This is a genomic window from Myxococcus sp. AM010 (assembly GCF_013372585.1).
GTDB classification, from domain to species: Bacteria; Myxococcota; Myxococcia; order Myxococcales; family Myxococcaceae; genus Myxococcus; species Myxococcus vastator.
In genome coordinates, this window is record NZ_JABXEO010000001.1 from 17090 (window position 1) to 32966 (window position 15877).

14 protein-coding genes are annotated in these 15877 nt (G+C 70.2%); 4 read left to right on the forward strand and 10 right to left on the reverse strand.

The window, feature by feature from the left end; genetic code table 11:
- Positions 1-104: 104 nt before the first annotated feature.
- Together HV826_RS00075 and HV826_RS00080 are read left to right on the forward strand one after the other, a co-directional pair.
- Complete coding sequence (locus tag HV826_RS00075; protein WP_176414962.1) at positions 105-803, forward strand: response regulator transcription factor; 699 nt, start codon at positions 105-107, stop codon at positions 801-803.
- Entirely contained in the window at positions 772-2412 is a 1641-nt protein-coding gene (locus HV826_RS00080) for a HAMP domain-containing sensor histidine kinase (protein WP_176414963.1), read from the forward strand. Before HV826_RS00075 ends, HV826_RS00080 begins: the two co-directional genes overlap by 32 nt.
- On the opposite strand, the gene HV826_RS00085 is transcribed toward HV826_RS00080, so the two are convergent.
- Together HV826_RS00085 and HV826_RS00090 are read right to left on the reverse strand one after the other, a co-directional pair.
- Complete coding sequence (locus HV826_RS00085) at positions 2400-3578, reverse strand: hypothetical protein (protein WP_176414964.1); 1179 nt, start codon at positions 3576-3578, stop codon at positions 2400-2402. The two genes, HV826_RS00080 and HV826_RS00085, sit on opposite strands and share 13 nt — an antisense overlap.
- Before the next feature lie 7 nt (positions 3579-3585).
- Positions 3586-4911, reverse strand: a complete 1326-nt coding sequence (locus HV826_RS00090) for a hypothetical protein (protein WP_176414965.1) — start codon at positions 4909-4911, stop codon at positions 3586-3588.
- A gap of 176 nt (positions 4912-5087) precedes the next feature.
- Between HV826_RS00090 and HV826_RS00095 the strand changes: the two genes are divergently transcribed.
- Together HV826_RS00095 and HV826_RS00100 are read left to right on the forward strand one after the other, a co-directional pair.
- Positions 5088-5618 (forward strand): hypothetical protein, encoded by a 531-nt coding sequence (locus HV826_RS00095; protein WP_176414966.1) that lies wholly within the window; start codon positions 5088-5090, stop codon positions 5616-5618.
- On the forward strand, positions 5615-6184 hold the full coding sequence (locus tag HV826_RS00100) for a DUF4123 domain-containing protein (protein WP_176414967.1): 570 nt from the start codon (positions 5615-5617) through the stop codon (positions 6182-6184). The genes HV826_RS00095 and HV826_RS00100 overlap by 4 nt, the downstream gene beginning before the upstream one ends.
- A 63-nt stretch (positions 6185-6247) precedes the next feature.
- Here HV826_RS00100 and HV826_RS00105 read toward each other — a convergent pair whose 3' ends face one another.
- The 8 genes from HV826_RS00105 to HV826_RS00140 all read right to left on the reverse strand — a co-directional run bounded on the left by HV826_RS00105 (position 6248) and on the right by HV826_RS00140 (position 15813).
- Positions 6248-8023 carry a choice-of-anchor X domain-containing protein gene (locus HV826_RS00105; protein ID WP_255216972.1) on the reverse strand — a complete coding sequence of 592 codons (1776 nt, stop codon included), beginning with the start codon at positions 8021-8023 and terminating at the stop codon, positions 6248-6250.
- 222 nt (positions 8024-8245) lie between these two features.
- The gene (locus HV826_RS00110) at positions 8246-9238 is read right to left on the reverse strand and encodes a cysteine synthase A (RefSeq protein WP_176414969.1); all 993 of its coding nucleotides are present in this window, start codon (positions 9236-9238) and stop codon (positions 8246-8248) included.
- Between the two features lie 50 nt (positions 9239-9288).
- Positions 9289-10521, reverse strand: coding sequence for an ABC transporter permease (locus HV826_RS00115; RefSeq protein ID WP_176414970.1), 1233 nt, complete (start codon positions 10519-10521; stop codon positions 9289-9291).
- A 4-nt stretch (positions 10522-10525) separates the two neighbouring features.
- On the reverse strand, positions 10526-11764 hold the full coding sequence (locus HV826_RS00120; protein WP_176414971.1) for an ABC transporter permease: 1239 nt from the start codon (positions 11762-11764) through the stop codon (positions 10526-10528).
- Positions 11761-12513 carry an ABC transporter ATP-binding protein gene (locus HV826_RS00125; RefSeq protein ID WP_176414972.1) on the reverse strand — a complete coding sequence of 251 codons (753 nt, stop codon included), beginning with the start codon at positions 12511-12513 and terminating at the stop codon, positions 11761-11763. Before HV826_RS00125 ends, HV826_RS00120 begins: the two co-directional genes overlap by 4 nt.
- Positions 12510-13769, reverse strand: coding sequence for an efflux RND transporter periplasmic adaptor subunit (locus HV826_RS00130; RefSeq protein WP_176414973.1), 1260 nt, complete (start codon positions 13767-13769; stop codon positions 12510-12512). The genes HV826_RS00125 and HV826_RS00130 overlap by 4 nt, the downstream gene beginning before the upstream one ends.
- Entirely contained in the window at positions 13766-15112 is a 1347-nt protein-coding gene (locus HV826_RS00135; RefSeq protein WP_176414974.1) for a TolC family protein, read from the reverse strand. The genes HV826_RS00130 and HV826_RS00135 overlap by 4 nt, the downstream gene beginning before the upstream one ends.
- Positions 15109-15813, reverse strand: a complete 705-nt coding sequence (locus HV826_RS00140) for a YIP1 family protein (protein WP_176414975.1) — start codon at positions 15811-15813, stop codon at positions 15109-15111. Before HV826_RS00140 ends, HV826_RS00135 begins: the two co-directional genes overlap by 4 nt.
- Positions 15814-15877: the final 64 nt, after the last annotated feature.

Genomic DNA, 15877 nt, shown 5'->3' on the forward strand with positions numbered 1-15877 from the left:
GCCGGTAGTCTTGCTCACGGCCGGGGACGCGCCCCGGCCGTCTCCCCCGGCCCGGGTGGGTGTAGAGTGCGGCAGCCGTCGCAACCCTCCCCTCCCGAGCAGCCGTGGCCGAACGTCCCACAGTCCTGGTCGTCGACGATGATCCCCACCTGAGGGAGATTGTCCGCTTCGCCCTGGAGCAGGGAGGCTTCCAGGTGAATGAGGCCGCGGATGGCCGCGCCGCCCTGACGCAGGTCGACCGGACCCTCCCGGCGCTCATCGTCCTGGACATCATGATGCCGGAGCTGGACGGGCTCGCCGTGTGCCGCGAGGTCCGGCGCAAGCACGAGCTGCCCATCGTCTTCCTCTCCTCGCGGGACGACGAGGTCGACCGCATCCTCGGCCTGGAGCTGGGCGGCGACGACTACCTCACCAAGCCCTTCAGTCCGCGCGAGCTCGTGGCCCGCGTGAAGGCGGTGCTCCGGCGCGCGCGGCCCGCGCCGCCCCCGGAGGTCGAAGCGGCCTCGGCGCGGCTGCAGGCCCGCGGGCCGCTGCGCATGGACGCGGAGCGCTGGCGCGCGTGGTGGCAGGACACGGAGGTGGTGCTCACGGTGACGGAGTTCCAGCTCCTGGCCACGCTGCTCCGGGTCCCCGGCAAGGTCTTCACCCGGGACGAGCTGATGAACCGCGTCTACGACGACGTGGTGGTCAGCGACCGGACCATCGACAGCCACGTGCGCCGGGTCCGGCAGAAGTTCGCGGGCGCGGGTGGAGACGTCATCGAGACGGTGCATGGCCTTGGCTATCGGCTCGCCCTCCCCTGAGCGCCGCGCGCGTCCGCGCCTGTGGCTGGTGTTCGCCGCGGTGGGCGTCGCGGGGTTCGCCCTCACGCTCGCGGGGCTCGCCTTCGTGCGCGTCTACGACAACCAGCTCATCCGCCAGACGGAGTCGGAGCTGATTGCCCAGGGCGCGGTGGTCGCGGAGGTCTTCCGCGAGCGGCTGAGCGCCACCGTGCCAGCGGGCGCCTACGGCCGCGAGCGCACCGCCCCCTGGCCCTTCCCCATCCCCGACGACACGCGCCTGCGCCCCATCCTCCCGTCGCTCAGGGCCTCGGACGCGACCCTGCCGTCGGGCGGCACGCCCCAGCCCTCGCGCGTCCCCGCGGAGCCGCTGTCACAGGCGGCCGGCCTGCGCCTGACGCCGCTGCTCGAACAGGTGCGCGCGGCGACCCTGGCCGGCATCCGCGTCGTGGACACCGAGGGCGTGGTGGTGGCCAGCAGCAGCCCCGCGCTGCTGAGGACGACCCTGGCGGACCGCACGGAGGTCCAGCGGGCCCTGCGCGGCGAGCCCGTCAGCGTGATGCGCCGCCGCGTCGCCGATCCCGAGGACACCCCGCTGGCGTCGCTCAGCCGCGACACCGGCATCCGCGTCACGGTGGCGCTGCCCGTGCTGGAGGGCGAGCGCGTCTGGGGCGCGGTGGTGCTGACGCGCACGCCCATGACGTTCGCCAAGGCGACGTACGCGGACCGGTGGAACCTCACCGCCACCGGCTTCGTGTTGCTCGGCGCGGTGGCGCTGATGTCGCTGGCCGCCGCGGCGCTGGTGGGCCGGCCGGTGCGCGCGCTGGTGAAGCAGACGCGCGCCATCGCCATGAGCGACCCCGCGGGCTTCGAGCCCATGGCGCGCCCCGTGGTGGCGGAGCTGGCCGAGCTCTCCGAGTCCCTGGCCGGCATGGCCACCGCGCTGCGGGACAGGAACCAGTACATCCGCTCCTTCGCGGCCAACGTGTCGCACGAGTTCAAGACGCCGCTGGCCTCCATCCAGGGCGCGGTGGAGCTGCTGCGCGACAGCGCCGACGCGATGTCCCCCGAGCAGCGCGCGCGGTTCCTCGCCAACGTGGACGCGGATGCCCGCAGGCTCACCCGCCTGGTGCAGCGCCTGCTGGAGCTGGCCCGGGCGGACTCCATGACGGCCACGCCCGCGACGGTGGAGCTGGGCCCGCTGCTGGAGGGGCTCGCCCTCCGCGCCCGCGCCGCGGGCGCCACGGACATCCACGTCACGGCGCCGCCCGCGGGCCTGAAGGTGAGCCTGCCGCAGGAGGTGCTCGACGACGTGCTGTGGCAGCTCGTCACCAATGCCCGCCAGCACGGTGGGGACGCCGTCCGCGTGGACCTGTCGGTGGAGCAGGCCCCGGAGGCGGACCTGGTGCGCGTGGTGGTGAAGGACAACGGCAAGGGCATCTCCGAGACGAACCGCGCGCGCATCTTCGACGCCTTCTTCACCACCGCCCGCGAGCGCGGCGGCACGGGCCTGGGGCTGACGATTTCCCAGTCCATGCTGCGCGCCTTCCACGCGAGGTTGGAGCTGCTTCCCTCAACCCCGGGCACCACCTTCGCGGTGGTGGCGCCCGTGACGCGGCTTCAGCGGAAGTAGCTGTCGGAGATGTCCACCGAGTAGCCCAGCTCCAGCGTGGGCGAGGACGCGGCCACCAGGAACTGGCGGAAGTGCAGCGCCTTTCCGGGCAGGCCCGGCGCGTCCGCGGCCACCGCCTCCGTCGACTCATACTGCTCCAGGCTGCCTCCCTCGCGCCGGTAGTTGAACACCGCGGGGAAGTGCGCGCGTGCGCGGAGCTCCGCCACGGGCCAGGAGACTCGCGGCAGCGCCAGCTGCAACCGGCCGGAGAGGTGGAAGACGCCCAGCTCTCGCGACAGCACCACCTCCAGCGTCCCGCCCGTCTCGCCCAGCCGCGCGGGGGCGACCTTCAACGCCAGGGTGCCGTCTTGCGACTCCACGGGGACGGGAATGGCGTTCAGAGTGACGCGCTCCAGCCGGTGCCCTTCCGGCAACACCAGCTCCAGCGGCTGCTCGCGGTCCAGGCTCAGCGCATAGCTGACGCGCAGCGTGGCGCGGCCCTCCAGCGTGGAGACCCAGGACGCGGTGGCCTCGGTGATGCGCGGCTCGAGCGGCGGGCGCACCTGCTGCTTCTGGCTCTGCGCCACCCGCGCCACCGACGCGCGCCAGCCGACGCGCAGCGCGCCTTGCACGGGATAGACAGCGTGGGACTCGCCGCCCATGGAGGCCAGCGGCTCGGTGAGCGTGAAGACGGACGTGTCCGCCTCCAGCGCCAGCGGCACCGGGGACGCGTGGGGCCCGAAGCGAAGCTGGGCACGGCGCTCCGGGCCCGCGCCGGGCGAGCGGATGGAGACGCCCACGTCGAAGACGTAGCGCCCCGCCTTCCGCGTCAGCAGGCAGAGGTACCCGTCAACGACGCCCACGGTGCCTTCCTCCAGCGAGGGCAGCGCGGCCGGGAACGTGTCCGCGTCGAGCTGGAGCAGGCGCACCTGCGTCCAGCGCCCATCCGCGAGCACCTCCACGTCGAAGTGTCCGTCCACGAAGAGGGCATCCGCCGTGAGCCGGCCCTTGAGCTGGCTCTTCACCAGGGCCTCCATCGGAGGTGCTTCAGCGGGCGCCGACTGGCGCTGCGCGTAGAGGGGAATCAGCTCCTGGAGCGGCACGGTGGCGCTGCCGGAGGGCGTCTTGATGGCCGAGCCATCGGCCGTGGTCAGCAGGAGTCCAACGAAGAGCGGTACGGTCCACATGGCGCAATCAGCTCGCTTCCGGGGTGACAGGGGTGGAGGCAGCGGGAGCCACGGCGGCGCGTGGTGGCTCACCGGGCAGGGACAGGTCGGAGAGGAAGGCCCGCACGCCGGCGCGGGTGGAGAGCACCATCAGCCCCAGCAGCGCGGCGAGGATCTCCAGCGTGTAGATGAGGCCGGTGTAGCCCTGGAGGATGACGGCGCCGGTGGGGACCACCAGCGTGGCGCCCCACAGCGCCGCGAGCACGGACGTCCGCTCCTTGGGGAAGAGCCAGCGGACGTAGACCACCACCGCCGCGCCCAGGCCCACCGCGCAGAGGACGTAGGCGGCGTAGAAGTTCATGAAGGCCGCCAGGTACGCCAACAGCACGAAGAAGAAGCCGTACACGGCCGCCAGCAGGTACGTCTCATGGAGCGCGAGCGAGCGGCGGTGGCGCAACCCCAGCGCCGCGAGCAGCGCGAGCAGCCCCAGGAAGGGCACCCAGGCCCGGGTCGCCATGGTGCCCACCAGCGCGTCGAACGTCTTCTCCGACGGGAGGATGACGCCCAGGTTCACCCCCGACTCCAGCGACTGGAAGGCCCAGTCCAGCGTCACCGCGTCGGACGTCGTGTTCACCGACGACGCGGCCAGCACGCCCGCCGGGTAGTCGTAGTTCTCCCCTCCTTCGACGGCGACATGGACGCGCACGTCCCGCGCGGGCAGCGCCGGGTCCAGGCGGTACACGAACGAATTGAGTCCCCGGGCGCGGTAACGGATGGTGAAGCGAGACGTGGCGCCCTTGGCGATGCGGCCCGTCCACACCAGCCGGTTGCCGGACTCGCCCAGGTCCAGGCTGGACTCCTTGCCGTCGACGAGGAACTGGAGCTCCGACAGCAGCACCTGCGACTTGTCCATCTCCATGGGGAAGATGAACGCCACGTCGATGTCGGTGCTCTCGCGGTTGACCACCGCGTAGTCGGCGTTGAGGGTGAAGTCGAAGCCGGAGAAGTAGCGCAGCCCGCGCTTGCGGTAGTTCATCTTCGCCTGCACCTCGACGTGCTGGCGGTCGAAGGGCAGCGGCTTCAGCTCGGTGAAGATGGTGCCGCTGTGCACGTAGCGCAGCGACGGCGCGGGCTGGGTGACGGGCGCGCCCCAGCGGTCCTCCACCCCGGCGGCCAGCTCCGAGTTGGCGAAGTCCGTCCGGTCCGCCACCTGCCCGGCGATGACCGCCGTGGCGAAGACGACGATGATGAGACTGCCGAAGACGTGGTGGGCCACGAGCCAGCGCAAGGCCCGGCGAAGGGCGCCTTCGGGCGCTCGCGGCGGACGGGGAGGCAGCGGAGGAGGTGCGTTCATGGGCGCAGGATGTCCGCCCCCCGTGCAACGGTGATGGCCCCCTTGTGCGGCTGCCAAGGCATGTTTGTGCAGATTTCGTGCAGGCTGGGATGCAGCTTCCCCCGGCCCCGGGTACACTCGGAGTCCCTGCCGCGTCCTGGACGCGGCCCTTTCCCTGAAGCCCCGACAAGGTCGTCATGTCCGTCCCTGGAATCGGCTTCCCTGGCCCCTGGCGGCTCCGCTCTGGAGCCGAAGAATACGAGCTGCTCGTCCTGCGCGCCGTGACGGCCGTCGACGAACGGGAGTGCGTCCCGGCCGAGCACATCACCTGGCAGCTCGACCACTGGCTGACCTCCGCCCGCCGGCCCCTGCTGGAGATGTACGAGGCCCTGGGCGGCATCCTCCCGTGGAACGTCAGCTCGCTGGAGCGCGCCCGGCAGGACGCCCGCGTGCGGGAGCGGCTGGCGCAGGCGCTGGAGCGCCGTGAGCTGGTGGCCCTGCGCGTGCAACGCCGCGCCGCCGCCTGGGCGTGGCCGGAGCAGGCCCTGCCGCCCCCTCGGCCCGAGCCCGAGGCCATCCCCCTGGCACGCCCGCCCGTGGAGGTCTTCACCCTCTTCCCCGACCCGGCACGGCAGGCTGAAGCCCTGCGCCAGGCCGCGGCGGCGGGTGTGCCGTTCTGCGAGGAATGTGAGAAGCGGAAGCAGCAGCAGCAGCAGGCGGCGGCGTGAGCGCCCCCGTCCCCCAGCTTCCGGGCCTGCTGCGGTGGGTGCGCCAGGCCACGGAGGAGGCGCCCACCTCGGCGCTCTACGCCATCCTGGACGGGGCGAGGGCCCCCAACGTCCACCGGCTGGTGCTCTCCTGTGGCCTGACGCAGAGCTGCCTCTATGCGGGGAAGCTGCCGCCGGAGCTGGTGGAGGTGGCGCCCTACCTGGTGCAGCTGCGGCCCGGCGCGCCCGCCACGGAGCAGCTGCTCGCCGCGGGCTGGGGCCAGAGCTGGGGCATCTTCGTGCAGAGCCCGGCCCACCCGGACGCGCTGCGGCGGCACCTGCGGCGCTTCCTCAAGGTCAAGGACGCCAGCGGTAAATCGCTGGTGTTCCGCTACTACGACCCCCGCGTGCTGCGCGTCTACCTGCCCACGTGCACGGACGACGAGCTGGACTTCCTCTTCGGCCCCATTGAGCAGTTCTTCGCTGAATCGGAGGACGGCGGCAGCATGCTCACCTACGCGCGCCGCCCCGAGGACGCGCCCCTGGACGCGCCGCCGCTGTCCATCCTCCCGACGCCGCTCGTGTAGCGGCCCCGGCCCCCTCCCGGGGCGCACCGTTGAAGCGATGCGCCCCGGTCGGGCGTCCCCGCATCAGTGCGCGGAGAGCAGACGCCGGTCGAACGCGCGCGCCAGGCAGGACTGGTTCGCCACGCTGTCCAGGTTCTGCGTGCGCATCTGGATTTCGAAGAACGGCCGGGACATCGTCGTCACGACAGGGTCCTGCACGATGAAGGGCGTGGAAGGACTGACCATGCCCGTGGCGAGGAAGGGAGACAGCACCCCGTTCTCGTTGATGTGCGTGAAGGCGGTCCGCGACTCGCGGCCGTGGCACCCATTGCACGTGTTGAAGGAGAACTTGTGCCGGGCCTCGTTGACGGAGATGCCCGACGCGCGCCAGTACGAGTCCGTCACCGACGAAATCCACGGGAACGCGCCGAGGAACGGCGTGCTCGCCGTGGGGTACGTCGGCGGCACGGTGTAGCTGTTGGCGAGGATGGCGGGCGTGTTCGCGTTGATGAAGTCACGCAGCACCGCCGTGTTGTTGTGCGAATCCCCCGGCGTCAGCACCGTCGGCTGGCCCTGCAGGCGGTTCACCGAGGGGCCCGAGCCCATCAGGTGGAACTCACGCAGCTCCCACGGGTAGCGCAGCCACTCCTCGTTGGTGCGAATCTGGTTGATGGCGCTGCCGTTCGGCTTGCGGGGCGCGACGTTGCGCATCACCACCTGCTGCGTGAGGTTGGCCAGCGCCGCGTTGTACGCCGAGCTGCCCAGCACCATGGACGGCGCTGACAGGTTCAGCCACTGCTGCGCCCAGGTGCGGACCGCGTCACAGGAGGCGTGCGGGACGCCGTACTCGAAGATGACCAGGAAGGGTCGCACGCCACAGGCGCCGCTCGAGCGGTCCACCGCGGCGAAGACGAAGCGCAGCTCGCCCGCGTTCCCGGAGGCGTAGGCGGACGGCCCCGCGTTGCCGCCCAGGTCCAGGCGGTTGACGATGGCCACCAGCTTGAAGGGCGACCGCGCCAGGTCCAGCGCGCCACCCACCCGCGGCCACGGGGTGAGGATGCGCGGGGTCATCGCCGTGCGCGCCGGCACCGTCCAGCCGTTGATGTTCTGGTTCACGGTCCACTGACGCAGCCAGTGCTCCGTCAGGTTCGCCGGCGACACGTACGAGCTCGCCATCTCCCGCATCAGGTGGTTGAACGTCCACACGCCGTTCGGGTTGCCGGCGTTGGTGCACGGGTCATACGTGCGCGTCGGGTCATTGACGACGTTGGAGTCGGTGATGATGAGCGAGTTCTTCGGCTTCACCGCGTGGGAGATACCCGCGGGGAAGATGGGGATGGGGACCCCCGGCCGGAAGACGTCGGGCGACAGCGGCGTGAGGACGCGCTCGGAGACGCGGACGCGGTTGTCGAAGGTCGCGAACGTCAGCGGCGTCTGGGGATTGCTGGCCTGGAAGTCGCGAATGCGGTCCTGGGTGGCCCGGTGCGTGACGAAGTCCACGTCGCCCACGGCGGAGAACACGCCGTCACCGGCCTGCTCGTCACCGTTGAGGCCCTGGTCGTTCAGCACGAGCGCCTGGCCCGAGTCCGACACCACGGGGACCTGCTGCTGCTCCTGGCCCTGCGCGAGCTTCGCGCGGATGAGGCTGCGCGTCTTCGCCGTCAGCGCGCTGTCGAGCGCGATGGCGTCCATCGACTCGATGATGGGCGCGGCGCCCGTCTGCGCCTGCTCCTGCGCCGCGGCGGCCGGCTCCTCCGAAGGGAGGGACTCCGGGCCACCACACCCTGCGAACAGGGATGCGGCGACGACGCCAGACCAGGCGCGCAACACGCCTGGAAACTTCTTGAAAGACTGCTTCATGGGGGACTCCTCGCGGGAAGACTGCAACGCGGCCTTGTGCACCTCGCAGGCCAGAGTCCCCTTTCAATGCCTTCATGGGCAGCACGTGCGCCGCCGCTGGCGCCAATGACAAATCACGCCACAGCGTGACTCGCCCTGTAACACCAGACGTCACAGAGCTCAGGGTGTCATTGCAGTCCCAGGGTGTTGAATTGCAGCACGGCCACCCGAAACGCCGCGCTTTCAATCCACCGGAAGCGGCCTCACCTCCAGCTGCCTGGACGCGAGGAACGCCGGGTTGAACACCTTTGACGCATAGCGGCTGCCGTGGTCGCACAGGAAGGTGACGATGCGCAGCCCTTCCCCCCGGTGACGGCGCGCCAGCTCCCACGCGGCGCGCACGTTGAGGGCCGCCGACGTGCCCACCACCAGCGCGTCCTCGCGGGCCAGGTGGTAGAGCATCTCCACCATCTCCTGGTCGCCCAGGCGCATGGCCTCGTCCACGCGGGCCCGGCGGAAGTTCTCCGTGAGGCGCATGATGCCAATGCCCTCGGTGATGGAGGAGCCGGGCCCCTCCATGCGCCCTTCGCGCACGAAGGTGAAGAGGCCCGAGCCCGGCGGATCCACCAGCACCACGCGCACGGAGGGGTTCTTCTCCTTCAGGTAACGGCTGACGCCGCCCAGGGTTCCCCCGCTGCCCACGGACGCCACCAGCACGTCCACGCGGCCCTCGCACTGCTCCCAGATTTCGGGGCCCGTCGTCTCGTAGTGGAAGTCGCCGTTGGCCGGGTTCTCGAACTGGTTCGCCCAGAAGCCGCCCTGCGCTTCCGCCAGCACGCGGGCCTGGTGGAAGAAGTGAGTCGGATTGGCGAAGGGCACGGCGGGGACCTTGAGGACCTCCACGCCCATGGCCTCCAGCAGCTCGTACTTCTCGCGCGCCTGGTTGTCCGGCATGGTGACGACCACGCGGTAGCCGCGCTCGCGGCCGAGCAGCCCCAGGCCGATGCCGGTGTTGCCCGCGGTGCCCTCGAAGATGGCGCCGCCCGCCTTCAGCAGGCCCTGCGACTCCGCGCGCTGAATCATCCCCTTCGCGGCGCGGTCCTTGATGCTGCCGCCGGGGTTCATGAACTCGGCCTTCGCGAGGATTTCACACCCCGTCCGCCGACTCAGCGAGCCGATGCGCAGCAGCGGGGTGTTTCCGACGGAGTCCCAGAGCGTTCCAATGCGAGGCGCCATGGGCCGTGCTTAACGCGAAGGGTGGCGCCCGTCACCGGGAACCACCGCCCTCAATCCGCCCGCATGGCCTCCACGGGGTCCAACTTCGCCGCGCGCGCCGCCGGGTAGATGCCGAACAGGAGCCCCACGCCGCAGCTCATGAACAGGGCCAGGCCCACCGCCCACGGGGGCACCTGCATGGGGAAGCCCATCATCCATTTCCCCAGGAACACCAGCCCGAAGCCCAGGGCCAGGCCCAGGGCGCCGCCCATCAGCGACAGCAGCACCGCCTCCGTGGCGAACTGCCCCAGGATGCGGCGCTTGCGCGCGCCCAGCGCCTTGCGCACGCCAATCTCCCGCGTCCGCTCCATCACCGACACCAGCATGATGTTGAGGATGCCAATGCCGCCCACCACCAGGGACAGCAGGCACACGCCCACGCCCGCGATGGTGATGACGCCGGAGAGCTGGTTGAACGACGCCGTCACCGACTCGTTCGTGTGCAACTCGAAGTCGTTGGGCAGGGTCGCCGGCACGTCGCGGCGCCGGCGCATCAGCGAGGCCACCTCATCCTGCGCCTTGGCGAACAGCTCCGGGGACTTCGCTTGCACGCTGATGTCCACCGACCGCTTCTTCCCGTAGAGCTGGTGGAAGACGCTCAGCGGAATCATCACCTGGTTGTCCAGGCTGAACATGCCCAGGATGCTGCCGCGCTTCTGCAGCAGGCCAATGACGCGGAAGGGCCGGCCCTTGATGCGCACCTCGTGGCCCACCGGGTTCATGCCGGGAAACAGCGCGTCCGACACGTCCGTCCCCAGCAGCACCACGTGGCGGCCGTCCAGCGCCTCCACTTCGTTGAAGTAGCGCCCGGCCTGCACCGACACGCCGCTCACCAGCGGGTAGTTGGCGGGCGTGCCGAACACGCGGACCGAAGGCCGCGTCTCCGAGCTCGCCGTGACCAGCTTCTGGCCCCCGTCGTCGTCGGTGGGCACCACCGTCCCCACCGACGGGCAGGACTCCTCGATGGCCCGCGCGTCGAGCATCTCGAAGTCCTTGCGCTTGGAGTATTTGGCCCAGTTGACGCGCCCGAAGCCGCCCGCGGGCCACTTCGTCACCTGGAAGGTGTGGGCTCCCATCCGTCCCAGGTCGTTGTTCACCTTGATGCGCAGGCCCTCGATGAGCCCCATCATGGTGATGACCGTCGCCACGCCGATGACGATGCCCAGCAGCGTCAACAGCGAGCGCAGCGGGTTGCCCAGGAAGGTGCCCAACGCCAGCCGCAGATTGTCCAGGAAGGCTCGCATCGCGCTACTCGTAACGGAGGGCTTCCACGGGGTCCAGGTTCGCCGCGCGCGCCGCCGGCCAGATGCCGAACAGCAGGCCCACCAGCGCGGCGAAGCCCACCCCCGCCACCACCGTCATCGGCTGCACGTCCGCCGCCAGCGGCGTGATGAGCGACACCACCTTGGCCGTGCCCAACCCCACCGTCGTGCCCAGCAGGCCTCCCACCGCGGACACGCTCGACGCTTCCATCAGGAACTGGAAGACGATGGTCCGCTTCCGGGCGCCCAGCGCGCGTCGCACGCCAATCTCCCGCGTCCGCTCGCGCACGGACACCAGCATGATGTTCATGATGCCAATGCCGCCCACCAGCAGCGTGATGAGGCCCACGCCCACGGCGACGCCATAGAGCGCGCCCGTGAGCTGCTCATACGTCTGCGCCATGGCCTCCGGCCGGTTGATGGAGAAGTCATCCTCCGCGCCCGGCGGGGTGGAGCGCACGCGCCGGAGGATGCCGGTGAGCTGGTCCTCCGCCGACCGCATCCGCGAGGCATCCTCCACCGCCATGGCGATCTCGAAGCCGCGGCCCTTGCCGAAGCTCGAATAGAACGTCTTGAAGGGGATGAAGACGAGCAGGTCCATGCTCTGGCCCACCATCTTCCCCTTGCGGCTGAGCGTGCCCACCACCTGGAAGCTGCGGTTGTCGATGCGAATCGACTGCCCCACCGGACTGACGCCCGGGAAGAGCCCGTCCACCACGTCCGCGCCCACCACCGCCACCGGCCGCGTCGTCGCGTCGTCCGCCTCGGTGAGGAAGCGCCCGCCGGTGAGCTCGTAGCCGGAGATGTTGAGGTACTCGTGCGTCACGCCCTGGATGCGCACGGTGGACAGCTGCTCGCCGCCGTGCGCCACGTCCGAAATGCGTGACACCGCCGGGGACATGGCGGTCACGAAGGGCGCCAGCGTGCGCAGCCGGTGCAGCTGCTCCAGGGTGAAGTTCTTCCGGTTGCGGTACTTCCACCAGTCGCCCTTGATCATCCAGGGGAACTTGGACACGTACATCGTGTTCGCCCCGAAGGTGGCCAACTGATTGTGGAACGACGTGTTGAGCCCCTGGATGATGCCGACGATGGCCAGCAACGTGGCCACGCCGATGCCAATGCCCAGGGTGGTCAGCACCGTGCGCAGGCGGTTGGCCTTCAGGGAGAACACCGCGATGCGTGCGCCTTCCAGCACATCCACCCGGAAGGCGGACACCTGGCTCATGCCCCCCCCGTGTTCAGCACGTCCGTCGCCGTCCCCATGGCCACCGTGCGGCCGTCTCCATCCGCGACAATCTCTCCGTCGCTCAGGCGGATGGCCCGGGGGCAGCGCGCCGCCAGCTTGGGCTCGTGCGTGACGAGCACCAGCGTGTGGCCCGCCTGGTGGAGCTGCTCGAACAGCCGGACGATCTCCTCACCCGTGGCCGAGTCCAGGTTGCCCGTGGGCTCGTCCGCCAGCAGCATGGAGGGCTCGGACACCAGCGCGCGGGCAATGGCCACGCGCTGGCGCTGACCACCGGACAGCTCGTTGGGCCGGTGGTGCATGCGGTGGGTGAGCTGCACCTTGTCCAGCGCCGCCTTGGCCCGCTCGCGCCGCTCCCGCGTGCCCAGGCCCCGGTACACCAGCGGCAGCTCCACGTTGGCCAGGGCCGTCTCCCTGGGCAGCAGCTGGAAGGTCTGGAAGATGAAGCCGATCTCCACGTTGCGGATGACGGCGAGCTCGTCGTCGCTCATGCGCGACACGTCCTTGCCGTTCAGCATGTACCGGCCGCTGCTGGGTGTATCCAGGCAGCCGAGCACGTTCATCATCGTGCTCTTGCCAGAACCTGACTGGCCGATGATGGCCACCCATTCTCCCCGGTTGATGCCGAAGGAGACGCCGCGCAGCGCGCGCACCTCCTCCCCACCCACGTGGAAGACGCGGGTGATGTTCTCCACCTGGATGAGCGGTCCCGCGCCGCTGGCCTCACTCACGACTTCCGACCGCCCTTCATTCCCGCGCCCGGCTCGGGCTCGCGCACGATGTCGCCGTCGCTCAGCTCCTTCGACAGCGTCCGGTACGGACCTTCAATCACCCGGTCGCCCTCATTGAGCCCGGTGACGATCTCCAGCTCCGTGTCGGAGGCGATGCCCGTCTGCACGCGGCGCACCTGCGCCTTGTTGTTGCTGTCCACCACGAACACGACCTTGGCCAGGGACTCCGTCCGCTTCGCCGTCAGCCCGCCCCCTTCAATGGGCGCCTTGTAGTCCGGCAGCGAGCGCTCCGAGCGCACCGTCACCGCCTGGATGGGCACCAGCACCACGTCATTGTGCGTCTCCGCGGAGATGCGCACCTCGGAGCTCATGCCGGGCAGCACGCCAGGCGGACGGGTGTCCAGCGCGACGGTGATGGGGAAGCTCGTCACCTCGGCCTCTGTGCCTTCGTTCTTGATGAGCGCCTTCTGGGCAATCTCCACCACGGCGCCCGAGTACGTCTGGCCCTCCAGCGCGTCCAAGGTAATCTCCGCGAGCTGGCCCGGCTTGAGGTGCACCACCTCGTGCTCGCCCACCTCGAACTTCACCTCCATGGCGCTGAGCGCGGCGATGGTCATCACCACGTCCTCGGACAGGTCCGAGCCACGCACGCGCTCACCCACCTCGCGCGACAGCTCAATGACGTTGCCGTCGATGGGAGACACCAGCGTCGTGCGCGTGAGGTCCGTCTGCGCCTGGTCCACGATGGCCATGTTGCGCGCCTGCATCTGCTTGGCGGACATGAGCCGCGCATCCGCCGTGTTCTTCGTGGCCCGCGCCGTGTCCACCTCGGCGGTGGACGTCAGGCCCTTCTTCGCCAGGTCCTCCACGCGCGCGAGCTCCAGCTGCGCGCGGCCCACCTCCACCTCCGCCACCTGCACGTCGGCGCGCGACGCGTTCAGCGACGCCAGGGCCTGCTTGTGCGCGGCCTGGTAGAGGCGCGGGTCGATGCGGCCCAGCACCTGGCCCTTCGTCACCGGCTCGCCGTCCTTCACCGCCAGCTCCACCAGGTCACCGGAGAGGCTGGACGAAATCTTCACCGTCGTGGCCGCCTGCACCTTGCCCGCGCCGGTGATGGTGCGGGTGATGGTGCCCTTGCGGGCCTTCGACAGTTGGACTTCGAGCGACGGCGGAGGACGGTCCTTCAACCCGCCCGCAGTGATGGCCGCGGCCCCCAGGAACAACGCGCCAGCAATGGCACCCTTCCACCACTTCATTTCGACTCTCCCGGGCTCAGGGCGCCCATGGCCCGCAGCAACGAATAGCGGGCGATTTCGACATCAATCCTGTTTTCCAACAAAGCGAGCTCAGCGCGCGTCAGGCTCAGCTGCGCGTCGCGGACCTCCAGGGTGGAGCCCGCGCCAGCGCTGAAGCGCTCCTCCTGCATCCTGAGGCCCTGGACAGCGGCCTCGACGTTCTGCGCGGCCAGGCGAGCGGCCTCCAGCTGGGCCTCCAGCGTGCGGTGCGCGGCGCGCACCTCTCCTTCGATTTCCCGCGCGGTCTGCTCCAGCGTCAGCTGCGCCTTGCGAATGTCCGCCTCGGCACGACGGGAGCGCGCCCCCGTGGACAGCCCCGTGAACAGATCCCAGCTCAACCCGACGGCGGCCGTGAAGCGGTTCTGCAGGCGCGGCTCGGTGAAGACCAGCGAGGCATCCGGCCCCCCGCGGTTGTAGAGGCCCTGGGCCACCAGGCGGGGCAGATACTCCGAGCGGGCAATGGACTGCTGCAGCTCCGCGGCGCGGATGCGCAGCTCCAGCGTCTTGAGCAGCGGCCGGTACGCGCGCGCCGAAGAAAGCGCTTCGTTGACGGACGGCGCGGGCGGAGGCTCGGTCGTGAGCACGCCCGGGTCGGAGGCCGTCAGCGCCTCGGTGCCAGGCCGGGCCAGCCACACGGCGAGCTGGGACTGGTCGTTGACCAGCTGCCCGAGCAGCGCGGTGTAGTTGATGCGGTCGGTCCCCAGGTTCACCGTGGCGGTGATCTCCTCGTTCTTGCCCGCGCGGCCCGCCAGGAAGAGGGCCCGCGCCTGCACCACCTGCTGCTCGCTGCGCTCGACGGTGGCCTTCAGCACCTGGAGCGTGGCCTGTGTGCGGTACAGGGTGAAGAAGCGGCGGATGGCCTCCAGCTCGGAGGTGTCCGCCTCTTCCCGCGCCTGCCCCTTCTGCGCGTCACGCACCACGCCGCTCTGCTCCAGCTGCTTCCAGCGGGCGCGGTCGTAGATGATCTGCGTGAGCGACATGCCCAGGTCGTAGTTCTGCGTGCTGGTGGTGGGCGTCTCCACCGCGTTGCGGATGAAGCCTCCCGGGTTGGCCGGGTCCGGAACCGTGATGAACTCCTGCCGGCGGCCGAACCAGATCTTCCCCGCCGACGCATCGAGCGAGAGCTGCGGCAGCAGCACCGAGCGCGACAGATTCACGTCCTCGTCCGCGATGGCCACGTCCAGCAGGGCCTGGATGGCGGCGACGTTCTGCCGTCCCTCCGCGCGGGCCTGGTCCAGGGTGATGGGTGTACCGGAGTCCGAGGGAGCGGCGGCCAGGGCGACCGCGAGCACGAAGGCGTTCATTGCGCACCTGCCTGGGCGGGAAGGCCGATGAGGAAGATGCCCGCGTACATGGCATACAGCGCCACCGCCAGCAGCAACGCGCGCCCACGGCTCATCCCGGTGGCGGCGGAGAAGCCCAGCCCCAGCAGGCCCGTGCTCCAGAAGTTGAAGAAGTCCACGGTGGACGCCACGCGCTGCATCTTCGGACTCAGGCCTTGCAACACGGCTCCCAGATTCGACGGCACGAGGTTCATCACCCGCGCCACGGTAATGGAGTGCTGCGCCGCGACGCAGAGGGTCAGGATGAAGTGGTAGAGCGCGATGGGCAGCAGCGCCAGCACGGCCGCGGACAGCAACTGTTCGAAGGACGCGGGCCGGTCGAAGAGCCAGCTGGCCACCCACAGGATGCAGGCCAGGAGCAGCGCCATCAGCGGCATCAGGATGACGCCCTTGGCGATGCCGCCCACCAGCGCCTTGCGCGACTCCGTTTGGATCTTGTCCGTGAGGTCCGCCTCGGACAGCCCCATCAGCGCCCCTGAACCCTGGAGCTGGCGGATGACGTCAGGCGAGGCGTCCCAACGGAGGGAAAAGAGCGTCCCGGAAGCGGACACGCACAGGGCCAGGATGAGGAGAGGCCACACCCAGCGGCGCGCCTCGACGGCGGCACGGGTCCCATCGAGGGGATCGACGAAGACGCGGGCCGGTTGAGCAAATGAAGTCATATGGTGGTGGAGGTCTCGGAGCGAGGTACGTCGCTCGTCCTCAGGCAATTGCCTGGCCAGCCGA